The sequence below is a fragment of the Bartonella heixiaziensis genome, from assembly GCF_046245125.2.
Lineage (GTDB): Bacteria > Pseudomonadota > Alphaproteobacteria > Rhizobiales > Rhizobiaceae > Bartonella > Bartonella heixiaziensis.
The window spans coordinates 653368-675631 of the sequence record NZ_CP176404.1 but is presented as its reverse complement, the minus strand read 5'-3'; the positions used below and the strand labels follow the sequence as shown (position 1 = coordinate 675631).

General features: G+C 38.0%; 23 protein-coding genes, 1 tRNA gene and 5 pseudogenes. 3 read left to right on the top strand and 26 right to left on the bottom strand.

The features are described from left to right. Nucleotides 1-972: 972 nt before the first annotated feature. The 4 genes from ACKC4Y_RS02920 to ACKC4Y_RS02905 are packed head-to-tail and all read right to left on the bottom strand — an operon-like array spanning nucleotide 973 to nucleotide 4320. Nucleotides 973-1527 carry a biotin transporter BioY gene (locus ACKC4Y_RS02920; RefSeq protein ID WP_409361895.1) on the bottom strand — a complete coding sequence of 185 codons (555 nt, stop codon included), beginning with the start codon at nucleotides 1525-1527 and terminating at the stop codon, nucleotides 973-975. A 36-nt stretch (nucleotides 1528-1563) separates the two neighbouring features. Continuing rightward, a complete protein-coding gene (locus ACKC4Y_RS02915; RefSeq protein WP_409361894.1) occupies nucleotides 1564-2178 on the bottom strand; it encodes an energy-coupling factor transporter transmembrane component T family protein in 615 nt (204 codons plus the stop codon). Beyond that, nucleotides 2175-2855 (bottom strand): energy-coupling factor ABC transporter ATP-binding protein, encoded by a 681-nt coding sequence (locus ACKC4Y_RS02910; protein ID WP_409361893.1) that lies wholly within the window; start codon nucleotides 2853-2855, stop codon nucleotides 2175-2177. The genes ACKC4Y_RS02915 and ACKC4Y_RS02910 overlap by 4 nt, the downstream gene beginning before the upstream one ends. 22 nt (nucleotides 2856-2877) lie before the next feature. Then, the gene (locus ACKC4Y_RS02905; RefSeq protein WP_409361892.1) at nucleotides 2878-4320 is read right to left on the bottom strand and encodes an amino acid permease; all 1443 of its coding nucleotides are present in this window, start codon (nucleotides 4318-4320) and stop codon (nucleotides 2878-2880) included. A 1576-nt stretch (nucleotides 4321-5896) separates the two neighbouring features. On the opposite strand from ACKC4Y_RS02905, the gene ACKC4Y_RS02900 reads away from it, so the two are divergent. Further along, a tRNA-Thr gene (locus ACKC4Y_RS02900) sits at nucleotides 5897-5969 on the top strand. A gap of 93 nt (nucleotides 5970-6062) precedes the next feature. Here ACKC4Y_RS02900 and ACKC4Y_RS02895 read toward each other — a convergent pair. From ACKC4Y_RS02895 to ACKC4Y_RS02810, 18 genes and pseudogenes are all read right to left on the bottom strand, one after another. After that, nucleotides 6063-6266: a helix-turn-helix transcriptional regulator gene (locus ACKC4Y_RS02895; protein ID WP_005865986.1), complete on the bottom strand. Its 204-nt coding sequence runs from the start codon at nucleotides 6264-6266 to the stop codon at nucleotides 6063-6065. A 72-nt stretch (nucleotides 6267-6338) separates the two neighbouring features. Beyond that, nucleotides 6339-6961: pseudogene (locus ACKC4Y_RS02890) on the bottom strand (lambda exonuclease family protein). A gap of 1 nt (nucleotide 6962) precedes the next feature. Next, complete coding sequence (locus tag ACKC4Y_RS02885; RefSeq protein WP_409361891.1) at nucleotides 6963-7760, bottom strand: ERF family protein; 798 nt, start codon at nucleotides 7758-7760, stop codon at nucleotides 6963-6965. A gap of 152 nt (nucleotides 7761-7912) precedes the next feature. Further along, nucleotides 7913-8439: pseudogene (locus ACKC4Y_RS02880) on the bottom strand (antA/AntB antirepressor family protein). Nucleotides 8440-8798: 359 nt separating this feature from the next. Next, nucleotides 8799-8990: pseudogene (locus ACKC4Y_RS02875) on the bottom strand (phage antirepressor KilAC domain-containing protein); the annotation flags it as partial. 289 nt (nucleotides 8991-9279) lie between these two features. Then, a pseudogene (locus ACKC4Y_RS02870) lies at nucleotides 9280-9721 on the bottom strand (DUF3987 domain-containing protein); the annotation flags it as partial. Nucleotides 9722-10625: 904 nt separating this feature from the next. Continuing rightward, nucleotides 10626-11129: a hypothetical protein gene (locus ACKC4Y_RS02865; protein WP_409361890.1), complete on the bottom strand. Its 504-nt coding sequence runs from the start codon at nucleotides 11127-11129 to the stop codon at nucleotides 10626-10628. Between the two features lie 20 nt (nucleotides 11130-11149). Further along, a complete protein-coding gene (locus tag ACKC4Y_RS02860; RefSeq protein ID WP_409361889.1) occupies nucleotides 11150-11548 on the bottom strand; it encodes a hypothetical protein in 399 nt (132 codons plus the stop codon). 146 nt (nucleotides 11549-11694) lie between these two features. Continuing rightward, nucleotides 11695-12516 carry a beta-hydroxyacyl-ACP dehydratase gene (locus ACKC4Y_RS02855; RefSeq protein ID WP_409361888.1) on the bottom strand — a complete coding sequence of 274 codons (822 nt, stop codon included), beginning with the start codon at nucleotides 12514-12516 and terminating at the stop codon, nucleotides 11695-11697. Further along, the gene (locus tag ACKC4Y_RS02850; protein WP_409362133.1) at nucleotides 12507-13565 is read right to left on the bottom strand and encodes a citrate/2-methylcitrate synthase; all 1059 of its coding nucleotides are present in this window, start codon (nucleotides 13563-13565) and stop codon (nucleotides 12507-12509) included. Before ACKC4Y_RS02850 ends, ACKC4Y_RS02855 begins: the two co-directional genes overlap by 10 nt. 267 nt (nucleotides 13566-13832) lie before the next feature. Continuing rightward, complete coding sequence (locus tag ACKC4Y_RS02845) at nucleotides 13833-14891, bottom strand: hypothetical protein (protein WP_409361887.1); 1059 nt, start codon at nucleotides 14889-14891, stop codon at nucleotides 13833-13835. A gap of 6 nt (nucleotides 14892-14897) precedes the next feature. Beyond that, nucleotides 14898-15155: a hypothetical protein gene (locus ACKC4Y_RS02840; RefSeq protein ID WP_409361886.1), complete on the bottom strand. Its 258-nt coding sequence runs from the start codon at nucleotides 15153-15155 to the stop codon at nucleotides 14898-14900. 27 nt (nucleotides 15156-15182) lie between these two features. Beyond that, complete coding sequence (locus tag ACKC4Y_RS02835) at nucleotides 15183-15560, bottom strand: class I SAM-dependent methyltransferase (protein WP_409361885.1); 378 nt, start codon at nucleotides 15558-15560, stop codon at nucleotides 15183-15185. A gap of 395 nt (nucleotides 15561-15955) precedes the next feature. Beyond that, complete coding sequence (locus ACKC4Y_RS02830; protein WP_409361884.1) at nucleotides 15956-16318, bottom strand: hypothetical protein; 363 nt, start codon at nucleotides 16316-16318, stop codon at nucleotides 15956-15958. After that, nucleotides 16306-16641, bottom strand: coding sequence for a hypothetical protein (locus tag ACKC4Y_RS02825; RefSeq protein WP_409361883.1), 336 nt, complete (start codon nucleotides 16639-16641; stop codon nucleotides 16306-16308). Before ACKC4Y_RS02825 ends, ACKC4Y_RS02830 begins: the two co-directional genes overlap by 13 nt. Continuing rightward, complete coding sequence (locus ACKC4Y_RS02820) at nucleotides 16607-17638, bottom strand: AMP-binding protein (protein ID WP_409361882.1); 1032 nt, start codon at nucleotides 17636-17638, stop codon at nucleotides 16607-16609. The genes ACKC4Y_RS02825 and ACKC4Y_RS02820 overlap by 35 nt, the downstream gene beginning before the upstream one ends. A gap of 100 nt (nucleotides 17639-17738) precedes the next feature. Beyond that, the gene (locus ACKC4Y_RS02815; RefSeq protein WP_409361881.1) at nucleotides 17739-18431 is read right to left on the bottom strand and encodes a hypothetical protein; all 693 of its coding nucleotides are present in this window, start codon (nucleotides 18429-18431) and stop codon (nucleotides 17739-17741) included. A 1-nt stretch (nucleotide 18432) separates the two neighbouring features. Beyond that, nucleotides 18433-19137 carry a phage adaptor protein gene (locus tag ACKC4Y_RS02810; protein ID WP_409361880.1) on the bottom strand — a complete coding sequence of 235 codons (705 nt, stop codon included), beginning with the start codon at nucleotides 19135-19137 and terminating at the stop codon, nucleotides 18433-18435. Between the two features lie 65 nt (nucleotides 19138-19202). On the opposite strand from ACKC4Y_RS02810, the gene ACKC4Y_RS02805 reads away from it, so the two are divergent. Together ACKC4Y_RS02805 and ACKC4Y_RS02800 are read left to right on the top strand one after the other, a co-directional pair. Beyond that, nucleotides 19203-19511, top strand: coding sequence for a type II toxin-antitoxin system RelE/ParE family toxin (locus ACKC4Y_RS02805; RefSeq protein WP_409361879.1), 309 nt, complete (start codon nucleotides 19203-19205; stop codon nucleotides 19509-19511). Beyond that, nucleotides 19492-19773 carry an addiction module antidote protein gene (locus ACKC4Y_RS02800; RefSeq protein WP_409360722.1) on the top strand — a complete coding sequence of 94 codons (282 nt, stop codon included), beginning with the start codon at nucleotides 19492-19494 and terminating at the stop codon, nucleotides 19771-19773. Before ACKC4Y_RS02805 ends, ACKC4Y_RS02800 begins: the two co-directional genes overlap by 20 nt. Nucleotides 19774-19807: 34 nt before the next feature. On the opposite strand, the gene ACKC4Y_RS02795 is transcribed toward ACKC4Y_RS02800, so the two are convergent. The 4 genes and pseudogenes from ACKC4Y_RS02795 to ssb all read right to left on the bottom strand — a co-directional run bounded on the left by ACKC4Y_RS02795 (nucleotide 19808) and on the right by ssb (nucleotide 21993). Next, nucleotides 19808-20188 (bottom strand): hypothetical protein, encoded by a 381-nt coding sequence (locus ACKC4Y_RS02795; protein WP_409360723.1) that lies wholly within the window; start codon nucleotides 20186-20188, stop codon nucleotides 19808-19810. Nucleotides 20189-20207: 19 nt separating this feature from the next. Next, a pseudogene (locus tag ACKC4Y_RS02790) lies at nucleotides 20208-20603 on the bottom strand (phage capsid family protein); the annotation flags it as partial. A 363-nt stretch (nucleotides 20604-20966) separates the two neighbouring features. After that, the gene (locus ACKC4Y_RS02785; protein WP_375647989.1) at nucleotides 20967-21476 is read right to left on the bottom strand and encodes a Panacea domain-containing protein; all 510 of its coding nucleotides are present in this window, start codon (nucleotides 21474-21476) and stop codon (nucleotides 20967-20969) included. Between the two features lie 76 nt (nucleotides 21477-21552). After that, nucleotides 21553-21993 carry a single-stranded DNA-binding protein gene (gene ssb, locus ACKC4Y_RS02780; protein WP_409361878.1) on the bottom strand — a complete coding sequence of 147 codons (441 nt, stop codon included), beginning with the start codon at nucleotides 21991-21993 and terminating at the stop codon, nucleotides 21553-21555. Nucleotides 21994-22264 lie beyond the last annotated feature (271 nt).

Below are 22264 nucleotides of genomic sequence, written 5' to 3'. Positions count from 1 at the left end.
ATTTATTGCCCTCCCCCCAACTATTTTCATTGATAGTAATCTTCTTCTTAACAAGAAAATTCAGATATTCTCTAAAGCATGTTTCTCATACTTTTATTGCAAAAACTAAGATGAAGAATACTATAATACTCCGTCTACCTGAATATAGAAAATATGGAAGCGTATAAATATCGCAATAAACTCGCGTACACAAGCCCTACTTTTCCAAAAAACGATTTTACACTTTTCCAAAATACAATATGATTTCCTGAGTGAGTAGGTACAATAACTTTATTCAATAAAGGACGAACCTGTTCCTTAGAAAACAAATCTGCCTCAGAAATATTAATAGAAATAATAAAAGGTATCTCTCTTTGAATAAGAGTGCGATCTGATGCTTTTACAGCAGAATAAATAAATAAAACAATAGAAAATACAGAAACAAAATATCTTATATTCATGATTTTACTTTATACAATCTATTTCATTATGTAATCCAAAATGGATTTAATATAAGTATTATTATGTGTTTATACATTTTCAATAACATAATTGCAATAAAAATATTTTACATTTAATAAAATATAGATATTTAGATATTATTCCTTATCTAAAACATATCATATTCCATGCATTAAAAGATAAATATTTATAAATAAAACACGATCGGATTACGCATTTTTCATTATTTTTTGAAAAAATCATAAAATTTTTCTTACATAATAATAATAATCTATAGGATACGTTCTGAAAATAGCATCTGATATCTTCAATGATATTTTTATTATTTAATATTTATTGATAATAAGAGATACCGCTTGTAGAATATTTCTTTGTCAGATTATTACTTGGATAACATACAATAAAATTCCTTCAACCTATATATTGCTCTCATTAAAATATATATAAATAAGATAAAGAATTTTATTACGTTATCATTTTTCTCTTTTTTATCTCTAAGTGTATCGCGTCTCCCCCCATTCAAAGCTAAAATTACCCTTTTGGGGGCACAATGAGAGGAACAGATTTTTTAACTGTAAGTGCTACAAAGGATGCAATCAGCACTTTCAGAAAATCGCCAATCAAAAAACCTAATGAACTTATTAAAGCTGTTAGCAAAGGAACCTGAGTAATATAAGCCATCCATGGTATTCCAAAAAGGAAAACAATCCCAACTCCACCTACAGCATTTATTACAAACAATGTAATAAAATTTAGCCTATGCCAAAACAACTCTACCATAAAACCAATAAAAAATGCAGCAATTGGATAACCAATCATATAGCCACCCCCAGCTCCTAAAAAAACACTAATACCTCCACGCCCACCAGCCAATAGAGGTAATCCAATAGCAACAAGTACAAGAAAAAGAACCGAAGCCAAAGCCCCTCTTTTTGCTCCAAGTATAGACCCTGCTAACATCGGTCCCATAGACTGAGCTGTAATAGGAAGCCCAAGAAACATAGGAAGATAAATAGGAGGAAAAAGGCCCAAAACTGCATAAATAGCTGCAAATAAAGCAACGTAGGTTAGATCTTTTGTATTCATTAAATTATTCCTTTACCATGAATATTCTTATCGATATTAAACTTTATCATCAGTGTCACTGTCATAAGAACGTGCATCTAAAGCTTCAGCCACCTCTGAAGCCATCTTGATAGTTCGTATAATAAGGGGCATTGTAAGAGCTAAAATATTGGTATTAAATCCGCGTGCCTGCTGCGCTTCACGCACCTCATTGAACTTTTCACTAACAACGGGAATAAATCTGATTGCAAGAGATAAAGCCATACTCAATTTTGAGGGATTTATACCAAAACATCGAAATGGTCGAAGCCCTATTTCAACCGAATTCACCATATCTGAAACTTTGGTTGTTAAAGAAACAAGTGACGCTAAGAAAATAAGAATGATAAAGCGTAATATGACCTCAAAGCCCGTAAGCCAACTCTTAAAAAAAACTTGAAAAACAAATATAAGTACTAAAAATAAACTCATTGATTTAAGCTGTTTTACAACATTGTTAAAAGGAACCTTAGCAACTCCATATAAAAAAGCTACAAACAATAAAAATAATGAGAGTACAATTACAGATGAAACCATAAATATAATAGTTCCACATAAAGTAAGAAACACCAACTTAACCTCTGGTCTAAGCCGATGAATAAATGTATCCTTTGGAAGATATAAGCCAATCACGACATTCTTCTCATATACTCTTTGATGGCAACAAAAGGTATATCATCAACAATTATTTCCCCCTTATCAAAAACTATCACTCTATCAAACTTTCTGAGAAATTCCAAATCATGTGATACCACAATCGCGGTTTGTGATAATTCTTCTATAACTTGCGTAACACGACGTTTATTTCGTAAATCAAGTAATGTTGTCGGTTCATCAAAAATAATATAATCGGGTCTCATCGCTACCACACCCGAAATGGCAACGAGTTGTTTTTGCCCACCACTTAATAAATGAACCGCATGATTTCTGAAAGCTTGGAGATCATAGCGCTGTAGAATCTCATCTACACGCTCCTTAATTTCATCTTTACTAAGTTTTAAATTTTTGAGACCAAACGATAAATCTTCTTCTACCAATGGCAAAACAATTTGATTATCAGGATTTTGAAAAACAAATCCTATTTTACGCTTTACTGCTTTTGTATCACGCTTTGTATCAAGACCATCAACGCTCACAAAACCATTTGATGGTAACTGTAGCCCACTGATAAGACGAACGAATGTACTTTTTCCAGAACCATTCGCACCAATAACTGCAATTCGTCTCTCAGTAAGCTCTACAGAGATATCTCTTAAAACACATAAATCACCAAAAATTTGTGTGACCTTATCAAATTTTATGATTCTCAAGATCCCTTCCAATCATTCCCTTTTATCCAAAAACTTCTCTCTTAAGCTTATAACTTAAAAGCAAAAGCAAACACCATAGAGGAATGATAATAACCGCCAAACTCATATCAGGCATCTGCACAGGAATGTACGATTCAATAAAGGTCGCCCTTACTCCTATCATATTAAAAATTTGAGCCATTAACCCATTTTGCCCAAAACCACTTATAAACATAATACAAAATAATAAAGCAAGAAAGAAGAGGCAAAGATAGTTGGCATAAGGGTATAAACCAAACGCATAAACAAATGCTCCCTTTCTGTTCTTATGTGCCCTCCGAAATTTTAAATGAACAATAACAATAATAGCCCACGTAATCACTGCTGCTGCAGTCGCAAGAGCCATAATCCGCATAAAACTATTATCGGGAACAAAAACATTAACAACAACAATTATCGCAGTACATAATGATGAAAAAAGAATAGCAACATAAGGAACATGGGCAGCATTAAGCGTACCAAAAACACGCGGTGCATTTTTTTGTATTGCTAAACTATAAAGCATGCGACCATTGGAATAAATACCACTATTATAGACCGAAATAGCAGCCATAATCACCACAAAATTCAAAATATGTCCAGCTGCAGGAATTCCTACAGTTTCAAAAATAGTGACGAACGGACTGCCTTCTTTTCCAATCATATCCCAAGGACTTATCATCATAATAACGCCGATAGAACCAATATAAAAAATGATAATCCTCCACATCACTTTACGAATAGCTATTGGAATTGTTTTTTGTGGATTGGAGACTTCTCCAGCTGCAATACCAATAAGCTCTGTTCCACCAAAAGAAAACATCACCACAGAAGTAGCTAATATAACTCCTATTGCCCCATAAGGAAAAAAACCGCCATGATCCCAAAGATGGTGAATACTCACTTGATTACCATTTATTCTAGTGAGAATGAGAAAAATTCCAAAAACAATCATACCAACAACGGCAGCTACTTTAATCAAAGCCAAGCCAAATTCAAATTCTCCATAAAAACGAACATTAAACAAATTGATCAGTGTCACAAACACAAGAACGACGAAGGATGACTTCCAATGATCTATCAAAACCCAATGATCAAGATAAAACCCTATAACTGTAAGTTCAGTCATGCTGACAAGAATATAAAGAAACCAATAATTCCAACCTGTTATGAAACCAGCCTTGTCTCCCCAATATTTATAGGCAAAGAAGCTAAAAGCACCCGATGTTGGCTCTTCTACTGACATCTCACCAAGCATTCGCATAATAAAATAGATAATAAGTCCGCCGAAAAGATAAGCTAAAATAGTTGAAGGACCAGCTAATTGTATAGATTCCGTTGATCCATAAAAAAGACCTGTTCCAATAACACCTCCTAAAGCAATCATTTGAACATGGCGATTTTGAAGACTACGTTTCAACTCATTATGCTTTTCTTCAAACATCATTCCTCATTTTCTATTGAAGTCTAACTTCAATTTTTTACCAAGAAAACCACCTATGATTTTTATGTATCTTTTCCAAAAAAATCGCAAAACGAACATATACATATCTTTCTTGTCATAATGTGCAACAATTTGTTTTTCTGTACGTTACGTAAATATTGAATTGAACAAATGTTACATTAAAATAACAGGAAGAAATATGCTCCGCCCTTTATTTAAATTAATGGCTTTCATTTCTTTTACGTTGATGATTATAGCATTAGTTATCGATGTCACACACTCTATGAACACATCACACTGGAAAACAACCCCCCTCAATAAAATGCTTGCAAATTTTTTACAGACAGATATCGGTGGAATCAATCAATCTATACATAATGCCACAATTCCCCTCTTACACTCAATTTGCATTACTCTCATTTGTTTACCAATATGGTCTATTTTAGGTACTTTAGCAATCATATTTTGTATGTTGAGTTATGAAAAACAAAAGCCTTTGCATAAAATCTTCTATAAAAAAGAAAATACATTTGATATTTTATAGGATTTTCAAAATTCATTGTGTCTACAGAATCAATCCACTCTAAAGGAATTGGTTCTCTTGATAGAGCCAAAAGCTATTTTATCAACAAGTATAAGCTCATAAAGCTCTAATATGAATATAAAACCGCCTACTCTATACTTTATGAGACCAGAGGCTCTTACTATAAAATAAGTTTTATTTTTATCACTTGAAAGCACTTAGCTACGAAACTTTATCTCCTAAAAGCTTCTTTCTATTTTTTAGCACAAAATACATCAAAAAATAACATTAGCACTGCTTATAAGACGATAGCATTTCGCATTATTGGAGACTTTTACTGCTCATCATAGTCTAAAAAGAATCCAAGCTTTATTACTGGATAAAACTTAAAAAACTCAATAGCACCCAATATTTTTATCGATGAAGGGATGAGGCAACCGTAATTTCAGAGAAACTTCGTTCTTATAAATCTGAAACTTTTCTTGTTAAAATATTAAATTTTTTAGATAATTTATTCTAAATTTTTTCGTTATTCAGTTACCATATAAGAAAGTTTTTTAATGAAGTTTTTCTTAAGATATTCGCTTCATTTTTAATCCTGTCAGCAGATTTTTATCTGGCATGATTTCTTCTTCCATTTAAATAGAAAAACGCATCTATTATCAAATTAATTCTTTTCTTTCCATTCCTATATAAGAATGAAAAGTAACCTTTTTACTAAACAGTTATTACACTGATTTTCGCTGCATGTTTTAAAGATTGATGGTATTTTTTCATTCCACAAAAGCGTATCGAACAAATTATTTTATCTGTGCAAGGATTTTTTAGCAATTTTTACCTTCCACATAACGCTTCTTATACTGCCTACAAATTAATATAATCGTAAATTTAAAAAATATTGCTCTGTTAACTTCTGCAAGCCAATTTTTCTACCTTAACTACCTCAGAAACTACGACATCTTATAAATCAATCGAGAAAAATGCGTACTTGCTTTTGTGCATTCTTTTGTTTATTACCCTCAAACTAGCTTTTGTCTGATTAATGTGTAAACTTATGCCGCATTAGCTCAGTTGGTAGAGCACATCATTCGTAATGATGGGGTCGCTGGTTCGAATCCGGCATGCGGCACCGTTTTATTTATTTATCACATTGAAATGTATAGGTTTTTTCTTCAAACAACCATTTTCAGACCACCTTCTACAGTTTATATAATAATTTTATTTAATTTGTTCTTATTTGCTCCTTATTTTTCTTTGGAGTGAAGGCTAAGATCTCTTTTTTTCTCCATCTCACTGCTCTCCCTAGCTTATATGGCTCCGGAAACAACCCCTGAAGCACCCAATTGCGAATCGTTGTTGTGGATACACTAAAAAGCTGTGCACACTCACGTGTCGTTACATATCTATCTCCATCATCAAATATCATCTCATTACCTTTCTCTTTTTTATGTTAATTAAATGGGTGGGGGTGCTGGGAGGAGAGAGCACCCCCATAGGTTTAAGCAGCTTTTGTCAAGATTTGCTTCATGTTTTGCTCTATTTCTGCTAAAAAGGCTTCAACAGCTTTATTAATCTCTTCAATGTATCCTTCATCACGATAGACGCGTTTGATTTTCATTCTCAAGCTAGTAGATCTGCCTAAAAATTGCGGATTATAGCTAATGAAATGACACCATTTCGTCCTGTGCATGCCATTTGGAATTGCATCTGCGCGATGTATTCAGGCTTAATTTCGTCATACATAAAAAAACGAAGATGGGTCGTTGATTGTGGACATTTGACTTCGATTAAACCGTCCTCTCCAATGAACCCATCAGGACTTGCCCCCGCCATTTTCATTTTTGGGTGTGGAATAAACCCGCATCTTGTGACATTGGTGTCATAAATGAATTCATATTCTCTCAAGGCGTCCTCTTCATGTTCAATGCCCCATTGCATAGCCGGTGTTGTATAAGATTGGCTTATTTCCCCTGTTAAGCGCTCTGTCATGAGTTTCATTTTGTAATCTTCATATTTGCTTGTAGGCAAACCTTTTGCTGTCTTACTGAGCACGTTGTAAACATTAGATGCGGTGACTTTTCCTAGCCTTGCTTGAAACCATTCTGCTGTTCTTTGTTCCATCTCATACCGCCGTTTGTTGCTCTTGTGGTGGGAGCGATTGTAGAGCTTTTTCTTTTTGAATATTTTTTCTTCTTTCTAAATGCCCCAAAACCAATTCTGCTTTTTCACAAGACATATCTGTTAGTTCTTCTGCTTCTGCAAAATAGAGAAGACTACTTTCATTTGTCCCTGTTTCTTTAATTAATTCTTCGATTTGCTTTATCTGTTTAGAGGAAACTTTTTGATTATTTGTATCGCCTTCTTTGGTTTGCGTTTGACCATCTGTATCGTCTTCTTTACTTGCTACATTAAGAAGCATGCCTAACAGGTATCTGCGTGCGTAGGTAAGTGTGGAACCAACTGATTGTATGCTATTTTTAGAGCCTGTACTGTCAATTGGAAATGTTCCTTCTGTTGAGATTTGATTGCCTGAAGGATGAGACAGAATTATTTCTATGGTAACGTTTGTTGCGGTTTGACTTTTAATACGAGAAAACAAAGCAAAGTCGTATGTTGCAAGCGCGTCCTTTACAGCATCAATGTACTGATCAAGCGTAGCATATTTGCTGTTTGTATGGGTGTTTGTAGAGTTTTTTTCAATATCTTGACATTCCGTTTGCATAGCCGAAAGATCACGGACAAAGTTTTGATAGTTTTGCCGTTTTATTTCTTGATCTCTTAAATCAAGAAGACGTTGTAGGCGGTCAATACCGACGTCATTTTCTAAGGCTCTATTTAAAATGCGTTCCATAGCAGTTTGTTCGACGGCTAAATGATGTGTTTCTTCAATTTCTGTTAGGTTAGTGTTTTTTTCACTCATCTTGATTTCCTCCATTGCGCGCAATTCACCCGTGGCGTGAATCACGCATCTGTTAAAAGGCTTTTTGGTTGTTACAATCCTGTTTCTAGAGACTGTGTGATATTGACCACCTCCCCGTCTGAAAAGACGAGGAAATGAAATCTTTTTTTAAACTAAGCGGCTTTCGTAACAGATTTTTCTAAGACCTGTTTTGCTTCTTTAATGAGGGCTTTATATTTTCTGTTCTCTTCATCCACTCTGAAGGCATCAAGAAGACGCATATGAATTGGACCCAAAAGATATAAAACTTTTTCACCAGCGTTCATCCCCTCCCAATAGCTTGGCAAATCAAAGCGTGTATCACAATCATAATCAACAGATTGGTTTCTTAGTTTTTTCTCACATTCAATAAAGTAACGACGTGCCTGTCGTCCTTTCTTATTACGTTCAACCATGGAAAGCTCTTTCGCCATATCTAAGGTGAGATGATATTCTACTGCTATAGCATTGTTCGCTTCCATTTTTTTGTGGAAGCGAATAAAATCTTGCCTTTCAAGAAAAGAATAAGCAATGATGCGTTTTTTATCCAAGTAGAGAAATCTTGTTTGCTTTCCAAAAATGCATGCAATTCACGCGCATTAACGGTTTGAACTGTTTCCTGATCAATTGTTTGTTCTGTAATTTTAATAAGAGTGTTCATAATGAACTCCTATGCAGTTAGATGTTTTTCATTGACACCCAATAAAGGATGCCGGGTGCTGAAAAACACGGTGCATAGCCCGTCGTTACGCTTTCCCCATAAAGAGTATTGTATAGCGTAACTACACCCGACAAAGTCATTATATGCGTGTAACATACAATGAGTCAAAGCCTTTAATGTGCGGAAAATAAACTGTTTCGGCAATTCATCCGCTATGCATTTAAGGTGTTTTTCAAGCACCTGATTCGACAATAGACATACTGATATTTTTTTGTCAATTAAAAAGTTTGAAAATTGACGCAAATAGATCATATCGATTTCATCAGTAAATTCGTATTTCTTTTCCATGATTGTTGCTCTTAATGCATGCTTTGTCTTTTAAGCTCTTGAGACAGCACACCAATTCCTTTTGCTGTGATTTTTGCGCAAGGAATGACTTTTTCTATTCCACTTGCGGTTTGAAGTGTGATGGTTGGACAATCCGTAAGTTTCTTTTGGATTTTGTCTTGATAAGGAAGCAAATTTCCATCTGCTGTTCGTCTGTAAACCCTCAAAATACCTTCAAAATATATTATTAATTGTATCTATAGCTTCATAATATCACTATAGGTTGTTTTTTGAAAACTTCATAAAAAATAACAACTTGAAATATAACAACTTTTATTTTTTATTGAAAAAAATATATAAAGGAAGGGGTAAAAGGAACCTTCAAAATCCGCGAAATTAAGAGATAAAAAGACTTTGAAGGTTCATGACACAAATAAAGGTTATGAAGTTTAGTGTTTTATAAGATTTTCAGATTGCCTATTGTGATGTCTTATCACTTTTCACTAAAGGATTCTATTCATAGCGTATGGTAGGTCGACCGCCTTGGGAGTTATTGTCTCCAGAGATTTCACGAATATAGTTACAGCGGCATAAAAGCTCTAAAGCTTGCTTAACGGCTTCATTGTCCTTTTAACATTTCCAATCACGTTTATAAACATCACGTGAAGTAAAAACATCGGGTAAATGATCACAGCGTTCGACAATCAATTTTGCACAATCTTCTATAGAGGCATTCCCCGCCGCATAAAGCCTTTTGACATGGCTTAACAAATATTTTTCCCAACGCAAGGCTTGCTATGGTCTTTGGCATTTTTAAAAGATGCGATTGTAAGCTTTCAGAAAGGTTATTCTCTTTAGCTTTTTTAAAAATCTTTTGCATCCACTCACGAAAGATCTCTTGAGCATCAGCAGAAAAACGCATGACAAGCGGGTGTTCAGGAGAACCAAGGGGTTTATATCATAATAAGAACTCATTAAGCGAAGAGGAGATGCCCAGTTCTTAAAGGAGAAGTGCAATGCACCTTTATTCGTTTTTTGGACTTCATGCCATGCATTTTTTTGTACAATATTATGCCCCCAAGCAGCTACAGTCGTTGATACAATATCCTTAGCAAGCGTTTGTTTGTTTTGCACATCCATTTTCAGTATTTTCAATAAAATTTTTTGGTACTGCACGCGATACATCGGTGCTAACGTTCTCTTAAAAAACACACAGATAATTAATCAGCTTCAAAAAACAACCTTACCAATGAAGTCCTAGCTAGAGGGTTGCATGCACAACGCAATAATGGCACACTGATTCCCACAAGCGTGCTTCACATATTGCATGCATAGCCTGTACAGAGTCTACCGCTCCTAAATACTCAAACGTAAAAACGTAATGCTACTGGATCGTATAGTGACCGCAGTTGCACCCTTAAACACCGGTTCCTCCCCATATCATAATGCTTGACAAAAGCATCATGCCATCATAGCAACGGCTTTGCGTAGGGGGTCCACAACATAGTTCTACAAATTGTTGACGGCATTGCCAAGCTAACAGTTTTCTTGCCCACCTACGCCAATGAGACCATCACTATCCTCTTTTTGAATCGTAAAACAAAATGATTTCCCATGAGCGATAAACCATCTGCTCAAAGTCCAGCTAGCTCAAACTCATAGCATTCTAAACCTTTAGGCTCGCTCTTCCCCCAAGGGGGCATAGTCAGATATATCACTTCCCTCACCTCTTCACGCGCTGGGATAAAAAAATCTGAAACTACGAGGCAACGCTGCATTTGTATGCAGCGTTGTTGTTAGGAATAAGCTTCTATTGAGATAGTTCTAATGGGAAGCACCCACAGCTAATGGTATAGGGATTAATTTGGATTCTTTCGAAATGCTATATATAAATTTAATGTGCCGCCCCACAACACACCACCAGTAAACCCACTTAAAAGACCAAAAAGAAGGTTAAAATCAAATGCATATTTCAAATCAGGTACAACCTTGAGAAAAACAATCAATGTGAATTTGATGACAAAAGCGATAAGAATAAATGTCAGCGTCAACCGCGTACCAGGCAGAATAATGAAATCCGTTCCCTCTTTGATTTTTAAACGCGCAGTAGCACGCCAGAGCAACCAGCCAACGCCAAAACCGATCATCAGCCCTGCCAACATTGCGATTGCTCCCCAGCATGGGAAGGCCAGCTGGTTAATCACATCGCTTGCGCCCAAAAAAAGAAAGATTATCGGCAATAGAAAAAGGCGGTAAACCTTCATTTCCCTATCTTTCAATGCGATTATTCCCCTCGCGATGAGAAAAATAAGTAAAATCCAGGCCCATAAAGGGGTTCCAGTCAGAATGTTAAACAATGACATATTATGCTCCATGATGTTTGTTATGCTCCATGATGTTTGACGCGATAAAAATATTGTATGATGTTAGGAAGATATTTAGAAAAAAGAATACCAACACAAATTAAACTCATAGTGACCAACCAAATCTGGGGGGTCCATGCAAAAAAAGCCACTAGAAGACCATTGGCAAAAAAGATGATTACCCAAATCCATGTAATATATTTATTGATGAGATAAAAGAGGATATGTTTGCGTTTTTCTTCAGAAACACCAGCAGGAGCATAAAAAATGGTAAAGGGTTTCTTTACCAGCAAGTTCATCAATGAAACCAGAGAAAGTGACAGATAGCAAAAAACTGTGGGGTATTTCAGTAAAAGTGTAGACCATCCAGCGAAATAATTAACAAACAGGACAATAAATGTCAGAATGTTCGTAATCATCACGGGTTCTCCCTGTCGGATAATTTTAATATTCAGAGCAATAATGAATAATAAAAGCACAGTTAAGATGAGAGAGCGTTCGACCAGAGTTAAAACGTTTCCATTGATAACCCAGGAGTAAATACTCCACGGAAGAAAAGAGATTATTATGTTAAACATGGCGCATCCTCCTTTTTATATTTGATAGAAAACTTACCGCAAGTGCTTCGTTTTTTAGTTTCCGTATGAATATAAAAAACGCCACCCGGTTCACACTCTGTATCTTGTTTAATGGTCAACTGATAGGTATTTCCCGGATAAACTGCTTCAATGAACTTTACTTTTTTCAGCGCAACAGATGCGATATTTTTCGCCCTACCCTGCGTGGCCAAAGCCAAAACCATCTCAATCAATAGTGAACCAGGACATACGGCGCGGGAGGGGAAATGTTCCTCAAAAAGCGGGTGATGCGCATTAAAGGAAAAAGTACAAGAATCTCCGGTTACGGAGGAAATCTTACATAAATCGCCTAGTAATGGAAGAGCGGCTTTCTCAGAACACGAGCTAAGGAAGCAGGCCTTACTGACCATAAGGAAGTAGACCTTACTGACCATGATGATTACCTGCGCAATAACGGCCCTGCCATTGCCGTATGGGCTGGCCTTACAGTGAATACGGTAGGCCTCATTAATGCGTTCAATATGTCCTTCAACGCGCAACCGATCGCTATCAAAATGGGCGGTAGAGAAAAACTGTTCAACCATAACAGGGAGATAGCGATAAGTGAGATCCGAGTTTTTAGCCACCACGGTGGCGAATCGAACTGAAAACTGATGCAAGGCTTCGAGTAACAAGCCCTGTTTCAAATAGTTATGGGCTAAATTCCAGTGAGAAATATCGATTTTCCCGCAAGCACGCATCGGTGCGGTTAAGGTGATACTCTGACATATCCCCAAGAAATTTGGCTCGGTGCGATGCTTTATAGCCATAATTTGGGGACCTTTTTATATTTTTTTCTTAAATCCTTTGATGATAAACCGAAGGAATGAGCACTAAACCGCGCTTGATAGTGCGCGAGAAGTATCGGCATACGACAAACGAAAAAAGCCAACAATCCCAGCTCAGGAGAAGCCCGATGTTTGCTCATGATGCTTGCAATTAGAAAATCTACATTGGGTTGCAGTCCTGTATTGTCCGAAATAGATCGCGCAAGCGAACTGAAGGGGCGCATAGGCGCCTGAAAGCGTAAAAAAAAGAAATCAACCCGGACATCCCGTTGCATAATCAGATGACCAAACCCTAGCCAGGGTTTGTCTTTGCAATAATGCGTTACCGCCACCTCAAGATTCTCGATTTCAATCTCATGGAGGACACTAGAAAGTCGCAGGAAAGCATATTTGCAGGCTCCCATATGCGCGGGGCCAGTGGCACAAAACCCACTGATTAGTGCAGAAATGACGTCGCTCTTGGTACTGGCAATAAATCTTACCGTGGTGGTTGTGGGTGTCACAATACCAAACCCGCCCAGCAGTAGAGACATGCACCGGCAAAGCATATCAATATCCCAGTCGGAAGAAGCTTCCTTGCTAGTTAATGCTAACCAAAAAGCACGCTCAAAGGTATTGCAATTTTCGATCTCCAGCAAATCGGAAAACTGTTGGGAAGAGCGCGCCAATGCAATAATCCACGGCATCAGCAAGATAATTTTAAGACAACTACCGTCGCTTACAGGAGCCATGACCTTACCCTGAGCCGCCGAAACCTCAACTTGCGATAATAACATCATAAATCGCTGCGTTAAACTCAAAGATGGCAATACATTGATCAGTTGATGCATCGCCTGCAGTTTGGCTGTAGGGTTCGTCTTTTGCAGTTCGGCGTTAGCATTCTGAATCAGCCGATCCATCTGTTCTTCATTAAGAAGGTTGCCGGTCAGTGCAAACCATGCGTTCTGCAAATAACGGTTTTCATCGGCAATATCAATCAAATTACATCCACGAATAAACAATGCGTTATTATCTAAATCATAATTATCAATAACATCATCTTACATGATTTACTCCTGCTGCTCCGGTGACACGCTATAAAACCTGATGTTGACATTTATCGTATGCGAATTCCCTGATACAATTTCATTACACAAATTATCAAGTTGCATTACAGGACTCCCTTGAGTCATAAACTAGCAGGCATTTCCCTCTGGATGAGAAAAGCAAATCGCTATATTCGACGATGGTGACATTAATACGTCCGCGCTTTTTCATATAGGCTTCATAAATATCCGGCAAATGATAGATTTCCTCAGTTAGTTCGGACAAATCAAGGTCGTGAAATACTTCGCAGCAGATTTTAATATCCATAATCTCTTGTCTATCCGCGGATAAAGACAATACAATTTGAACAATACATCGGGCAACCGTCGATTAATAATTTTGAATATTTTTTCATGGCTAATCAAATTTCCCATGAAATTAAAATCAATAGCATTGCGTTTAATACCTTCAAAATAGAGGTCACCATTTTCAACGGATAATGTGCCCATATCGCCCACGGAGTATCTGATAAGTTTGCGCGAGGCATCGGGATCCAGCGATGTCACCAGCAGCCCTCTCTTATCTTCATATTCAAAGAAAAAATCATCGCTGAAGAGCAGGTACCGATTAAGCCGCCCTTCGGCGGACATACCAATGAAACCGCACTCCGACAAACCATATAAACCAATTATCCGCAGATCGGCGCCCAGCATCTCGCGCAGATAGTTTTCATGCACGCTCAGCATCGATTCACCGGTAAAAACCACTTTTTTAATTGCCAGTGGAACCCCAAGGCTGAGCATAGCTTCAACGAACTGAACGATAGTGCTGGGCACGCCAAACAGTACCGAGAGCCGTACTTCAGCCAGAAACTCGAAATGACTCTTCAGCAGCACGGCAATATCGCCAACCGGCACGACATGTGCACGGCAATTTTTTACAACTTCACACGCCAAGTAGTGTAAAGATGAAAACAGATTAATCGTAAACAGGTTGCCAACAACATCCCCCGGGGAAAAAACCTGCCGCGCACGCAGGTTACGAATTAAATTGCGCTCTGATGAGCTGATCCCTTCCTTACAGAATTTTAAACGAACGTTGGCCATTTTCATCGCCCCGGTGATGCCGCTTGTAGCACTAATCAGCATCGGTAAGTGTTCACCCGCAGAGTCCACTTGAGTCAAAAAACCACTATCACCAGTGGTCGAATAAACGCGTGTACTTATCCTAACCGAATCGCGGAAAGCAATGTAATCGAGTGCATGGCAGCCAGTTATTGCCGCTATACGTGGTTGCATTTTTGCATACATTTCAGCACAGAAATAATCCATGATAACTCAAACCTTTTTAATGAAAATTGCATAACCCAGAGCTGCTAGACCTTCTCCACATGCCACTGTCCAGCTCATCTCACTAAGATCGCAGCCATATAAAAGATCAGTGATACCAGCTAATGTAAATTTTTCTTCTGTGGACATAGCTGCCACACCGCATTCACGACGTGATTGGTTAAAAACACCCAGTGCTATTTCTTCTGCATCAGCTAGGGGGTCGTGGATGATAATACGACCGCCGCGATCTAAAACACGGCACAACTCCTGTAATCCTTTTTTAGGTTCAGCCTAGTGATGAATTACGGAACGGGCATAAATCATTGAAAAGGAGTTATCGGGAAACGGTAAATTGCTGACGCTGGCTTCAATAATGTTGAATGCATGCTGGTATTTTAACTCGGTACATTTTTTAACACAAAACTGAACCATACGGGGATCAATATCAAACCCGTAAAAGGAATAGTCTGTGAGTTTTTGGGAGCGGTAAAGCTTGAAAAGCATGTAGCCAGTTTCCATGCCAATATCGAGAATTTTTTTCTTCGCAGAAGTAACACCAGATGCTTCTTCCAGAATTCTTTCCATCAAATATGCATTCCACGGTGATGTACCTTCAGTAGCATACCTTTCATAGTACTCAGAGGTGATATTTACCAGTAAATCATTCATCACATATTTCTCTAAATGAAGCTAGTTATGGCATTGCCATAAACTCGTTAAAAACTAACTGGGTATAGAAACGGTTACGTCCTCATATAAGAGGTCATCTAAAATAATTGATTGCAAACATGCATCCAGAAAAACAACGGTTATCACAGATTGACAAAGATAATAGCAGTTACAAATAAACGTCATCCCTTTAAACACAAATGTATTCCCAACGTACCGAAAAACACATCGCGTCCTGTCATGTTCAACTAAAAAGTAATCATTTATATCAAAAGTACACGCCGAGATGGCGCATAATGCCTTATACAAGCTCTCCATGCAGCTAAATATTGTGGTGCATAGCCGATTATCCAGCACCTGCCCTGCTGGAAAGTCCGCGCATTTTTCACAGTAATCTAGCATAAATGGCCTCGGTAGTTTTTTTTCTCAATAAATTCGATATCAACCCCGACAGACTGAATCCGCGGATCATTATTAAGCAACATAATACTTTTACTCCGTCCATGGCTCACAGAACTGTGTGACATCTTTACATCTGGCAAAATCCGTTTAAATATATCGATAAAAAGTACCTTCGCCATTTCACGTTGCAATATCATTCTCGATGTACGTCTCGTCGATACAGGCAAATAACGATGAAGCCTATCAATAGCTAAAAAATAGGTATAAAAAGAATGGCTCACAATGCACAGATAATTATTTGCACGGCGATTAACATACACTCTGCTCATACCATGAGCTTTATCTACACGGTACATTTTATTTTCCCTGTATTTGTCGTGGCAATTTTTCTGATATTTACTTTAAATGCATACTGATACCATTTATCAGTCAATAGTTTAGTAACGACTTTAACCTGCTCACTATTTGCCGACATATCAAGGTTGAGATAAAGATCGCCGTTCTGTGCTTTTGAAAAGTAATGCCTTAAACATCCGGCATACTTAATAATGTCATTTGAAATCAGTTGAACTGGGATAAACTTACCATTGTGTTTAAATTCATTAACGGCTCTGGCTATCCAGTAATAGCATTCGGATTCATCTTTAACAAACAAGGTCGCCGGAATCAAACCATTCATCACGCGGCTTTAATTGCAAGGAACTATCAACATAACCGTCACACGCGAAAGGCGTTTTATAAAACATACGGCGCACTGAATCAGAAGCATCCGCCCGATCAATGGGGCGCAAATCAATTTTTATATCACTCACCAAAGCCTTACCCGGCGCTACAACGCCATATTTACTGGTTCTTTCAATATCGCGTAGCGAGCAGATCTTATTATGAAACAAGCGCGGTCCGGATTCGGTCTGACCGAAGTTATTCCATAACGTCGTGCATGATGAGAGGATACCCGATGCTTGTACGGTGAGCAAACGGTCGGATGCATTCAAGATATTTTGCACATGGATTCGGCTTTTGGTAAAAATGTCGCTTACTGCCAGCATCCAGTCACCGATTAAAGGCAAGTTGGTAATGCTATAGTGCGAAACGAGTTCACCAATATTACTTATTTGAAATTTTTCAAATACCAGTTTGCTATCCGATAAGAAGGCACATAGCATAGTAGAGAGACCATACATATACTGCACCGGGAAATAACACAATGAGCAATCTTCATTACTTAGTCCAAGAGATTGGCTCACCGCGAGGGCATTCTCAATCAGAATATTTTCATGATATTGAATCAACTTGGGTTTACTGGTTGTTCCGGAGGTACAAAAATAGAAATGCGCGCACGGATATGCTGTAAAATCAGCCAGATTTTCGTTCACAGTTGAAAGACAGTGATCAAACGCGATATTAATCCGGTGACTGATGATACTAATATCCCTGACTTCATGGCTCATTACAACAGCCGCAATGCAATCGGCATCAACCAGTATATCAACAATGTCTAAATCATGAATACTGACGATCCAAGCTTTCAATTTTAGCATAGACGCAACAAAATAGCTAATCAGGCCTTCGAAATTATTTCTAATCACAAAAACAAACAGCTTATTTTGCTCCCCTTGCGGGTGATCACGACAATATCTAACTATACGGGTATCTGCACACCCTTTTGTCATCATGCTGACATCCTCTGCCGAATAATGACTGTGATGACAAATCACTTGCCAGTTTCTTTCTAATAAGGAATATATTGTTAGCATGAGGTGCCCCTTACAGATATTATGGATTCCCTAAAACCAAGCTGCTTGCGCCGCCGCCCATAACAAATGAGTTTTTCAATGCGTATTTAAGCGGTCGGTACTGATGCTCCCTCACAAGCGCAATACCAGCGGGCAATTGAGGATCGATTTCATCACAATTCAAAATTTTGGGCAAAACATTGTTCCGAAAAGAAACCAGTACACACAAAATTTCCATCGCACCGGCAGCAGCAATCAGATGCCCGTGCCAAGATTTTGTCGCCACAATCGCTGGGTTGTGCGCGCCAAAAACCGTTCTGATTGCACTGGCTTCATGCTGATCATTTTGTACTGTCGATGTCCCATGTGTATTCACAAAATCAATAGCGGTACGGTCAACATCCGCATGTTCGATGGCCCGCTCCATCGACAGTTGCATTTCGAGATCATCTTTATGCGGCGCTACAATATGCTGTGCGCAAAGTGCACCCTTCGTTTGACTATCATAAGCATAAAGCTTTTGCGTGCCTCCTACGATTATCTTAACACCATTACCGATTCTAAAGGCGATTGAACCCAAGGGCTTTTCTTCCAAAGGATTAGAAACAACCATTGCACTAGGCATGGGTATGTAACCGCCATCTGCCGGTAAAACATTCACAAGGCTATCCGTAAAACTGCCGTTGACAACAGCAACATCCGGTCTGTAATCGGCTATAGGAAAATAAACCATGCTAAAAATCCGTTGGAATTATTCTGGTCACGTTATGACGTTGAGACGTCTCTGCACGCAATTCATGCAACTGCTCGGTAAAGTCATTGTAAGCTGCCGCTGCACAATCGGGATCTTTCAAGATATTCTTGTAAAGTTCGTATTTTGCACGCGCCTTAATCAAATCAAACGCGTGCACAAACCATGGATGTTCCTGATGCACATTCTCAAGTTCTTCCAAACGCATGGGAGAGAGAATGAGTTGAACCTGATAAGCAGCATCCGGCGTTGGATAAAGATGCAATTTCTTATCAAAATAGCTATAATAAACCGGCGTTCCTTGCTGCCCTAAAACCAACGAAGGCTCTAAAGAAAGATGGCTTCTCCGCTCTAATTCAAACTTATTATTTCCTGAGTTAAGAAAGACTGTTTTGATTTTGACAACCGTTTCAATATGGCGGGTATCGGTTGCATCATAAGCCCCTTGACCCGACCGTGCCTGAAACACCACATCACGGCTTTCGTTAAAGTAAAAAGTTTTCCTCTCACAAAAACGAATGGCTGCAAAAATACTTTCTTGGATTTGATGAACATACTCATCCGCTATGTCATCAATCTCATTCTGAATCACCGATACAAGGTGCGCTAATGTTCCTCTGTGTCGAAAAACATCTTGGCTATCCTGTATCGGTCCTCCTGTCCTTATCGTGATATAGTGACGCGTCATCAAAATACCTTTCAGTAAAAATTATTACTATTGATATTATATATTTTGTGTATTATAGTGCACTAATGGTGTTCATTCGTAAAACGATAGAATTTGATACTTGGCTTAAGAAACTTAAAGATAAAAGCGTTAAGGCTATTATTCTTCAACGTGTTGTACAGTTAAGAAAAGGTCTTTTAGGTGATGTTAAATTCTTTAATGGCATTGGTGAATTACGTATCCACTATGGTGCTGGTTACCGAATTTATTTTACCCAAAAAGGCTCTGATTTTATCCTTTTGTTATGCGGTAGAAATAAATCAACGCAGAAAAAAGATATTGAACAAGCATTAAAGTTAAAAGAGGAGTACAGTGATGAAAATAACCCCATTTAAACCAGAAGAATATCTTGAAGACATTGAAGTACAACAAGCATTTCTTAATGAAGCCTTTAAAACCGGTGATGCTGCTCATATAGCGGATGCCCTTGGTATTGTTGCACGTGCTCAAAATATGAGTGCCTTAGCAAAAGAAACCAATCGCGAACGCAGTGGATTATACCGCTCTTTAAGCAAAACAGGTGACCCTAAACTTTCTACCTTAGTCGCTGTCTTATCTGCCCTTAATCTGCAACTCTCTGTACAATCTATTCCATAAATCGTGAGGGGAATTAAGCCTTCCCCTATACCTCTCAACGATTGGTCACGAATTGCACGACCACAACACACTCACCAGCCGCGGTTGTTTTATCCCGTGTTGCATAAAGCGTAAACTCTTGATCTTCTGGAACAAACTCTTTTTGGTTGGTTGATGTAAAATCTTGCGTACCTTGGGCTTTGATGTCCTTTTCACTAAACTCATTACCCCCATAGGTGCTACCTATCTTTAATTTCGCATCCGAAAACGCTGTCTTCACAAACGCTTTAATCGAAAGGATCATTGCACCACGCGGTAAAGTCCCGATTTTGCGTGTCAAATGCTTATCTTTATGCGAGATATTCAAACGCAAAAAACTGACCTGATGTGTATGAAGATCTCTGCCGTGTAAGTGTCCTGTTACGCCATCTACCATGTCCTATTTCCTTTCCTCATCACTCAACTTCACCGCTGTAGGTGGGGATAACTATCGTTCCAAAATCTTGGGCTCCTTGTGCTCTTCCAGGCATTTGGAAACGCGTTTTCTTCATGCCCATAATTGTATGCACTCCAAAACCGTATTCGCGTTTGTAGTCGAAGGTTTCTTCTTCGATTTTATAGCGGGTCTTACCGTAACTCTTACCAAATGCCATAACGACACTTTGCGCTCCAAGCAAAACAGCACGGCGCACACCTGCAAGACGTGTACTATCCGTGGATTTAACACCATTGGTGACATGCTCTGATTCACGTAAAATCACACCATTATACATGCCTAGAGAACCATCAAAGATTGGGTTTTTGGAACGCGAACCGGTATAAGCGGCTTTCTGAATATCAAGCCATTGACCTGTTAAAGCCCAGATTCCTGTTTAATATTTTGCCAAATTTCCTCTGCTTTTGTCTCGAACTTTAGACTATAAAAGAATAACGAAACCAGAATGATCAATATTATAATTATAAAAACTTGCTTAATTTCTAAATGACTTCTATCCCAAAATAGTTCTATGAACAAAGTTAAAAGCGTACCCAATAAAGTCCCCATTATTCCATGAAAACGACGTGCAGACGTTGCGTGATCTTTTAATAGATTTATTTCTTGTTCTGTAACAGCATAATGAACAGTTCTCCTCGGAAGACAATCTGCAATCACTCTAACAGATTGATTTCCAACAGCATCACTTGCACGTTGAAGTTGCTTAAGATGAAGGTGTTTATTTTTTTTCCGGCTCTTGTAAATACCCGTTAATTTTTTGCGTGAAATATTCTTTGATGTCATCGTCTTTTAGCTTCACACCAAATTGCCCACAATCATATACTCTCTCCCACGGTGATCCATTCTCATGAGATTCATCGCGCAAGCGCCAAGGTGAAAAATTTTTATAAGCATTCCAGACGATCTCTAATAACTTAAATGTATATTTATCAGCGGATTCTTTAGGAATTTTAGGAATCAAAATTTCTCCTGTCTCTAAATCAACTGTTCGAGAATAGCAATCGATAAAACGCCTTCCCCAATCTTTAAACTCATGATAAAGAGCCGGAATCACGGGACCATGCTGCCATGCTTCTATACGATCAGGAAAGAGACGCTTACCTGTAGCTGCTAACATCCATCCATACGCAAGATACACCAGTTTAATGAGCTTCATAGGAGAAATTGGGATATTCTCTTCACGTCCCTTTTCAAGAAAGAAGTTAGCAATTTGCTGAACTTGGTACATATCATTCATACCTCACAAAACATACAACTTTACGGAATTGCTTTAACATGATCACTTTCCTCATTCAATAATATCCTTAAAAAGGAACACTATCATTCATAACGGTATGGGGCGTATCAAGAGGTCTGTGAAAGCTTCTTTCATAAGGAGATGACTGATCTTGATTATCATCATTTTTGCCATCTAAAAGCTTTAAATCACCTTTGTATTTAGGTAAAATGACCTCTGTTACATACCGATCAATACCGTTTTTATCTTGCCATTTACGGGTTTGGAGCTGTCCTTCTATATAGACTTTGCTACCTTTGTGGAGATACTGGAGAGCTATTTTTGCCAAATGTGGATTAAACACCACAATGGAATGCCATTCTGTTTTGTCTATTCTCTTATTGGTTGCCTTATCTGTATAGCTTTCGGAGGTTGCTATACGAAAATTGACCACCTCACCACCAGAAGGCATTGTCTTGCTTTCCGGATCAGCACCTAAATAGCCAATTAACATCACTTTATTTAGCATTATTTAGCATTTGTTTTCTGTCCTTTAATGGAAAATAGTACTTAGAACAAAACAAACTCACAACTGATGATAGTATAACACATTATGGGGTGTAATTACAAATGAAATTTATTATAACCATCTGAATCTAAAGAATAAATCCAATTTTTATTTTACTTAACAGCTTGCATTTTGATACGTTTTGTGCAATAAAAAGATGTTCTTTTATATTTCGATTGGTTACTTTAATCGTTTATTTAGATCGCTAGCTGCTTTGATCATAAAAGCCGTG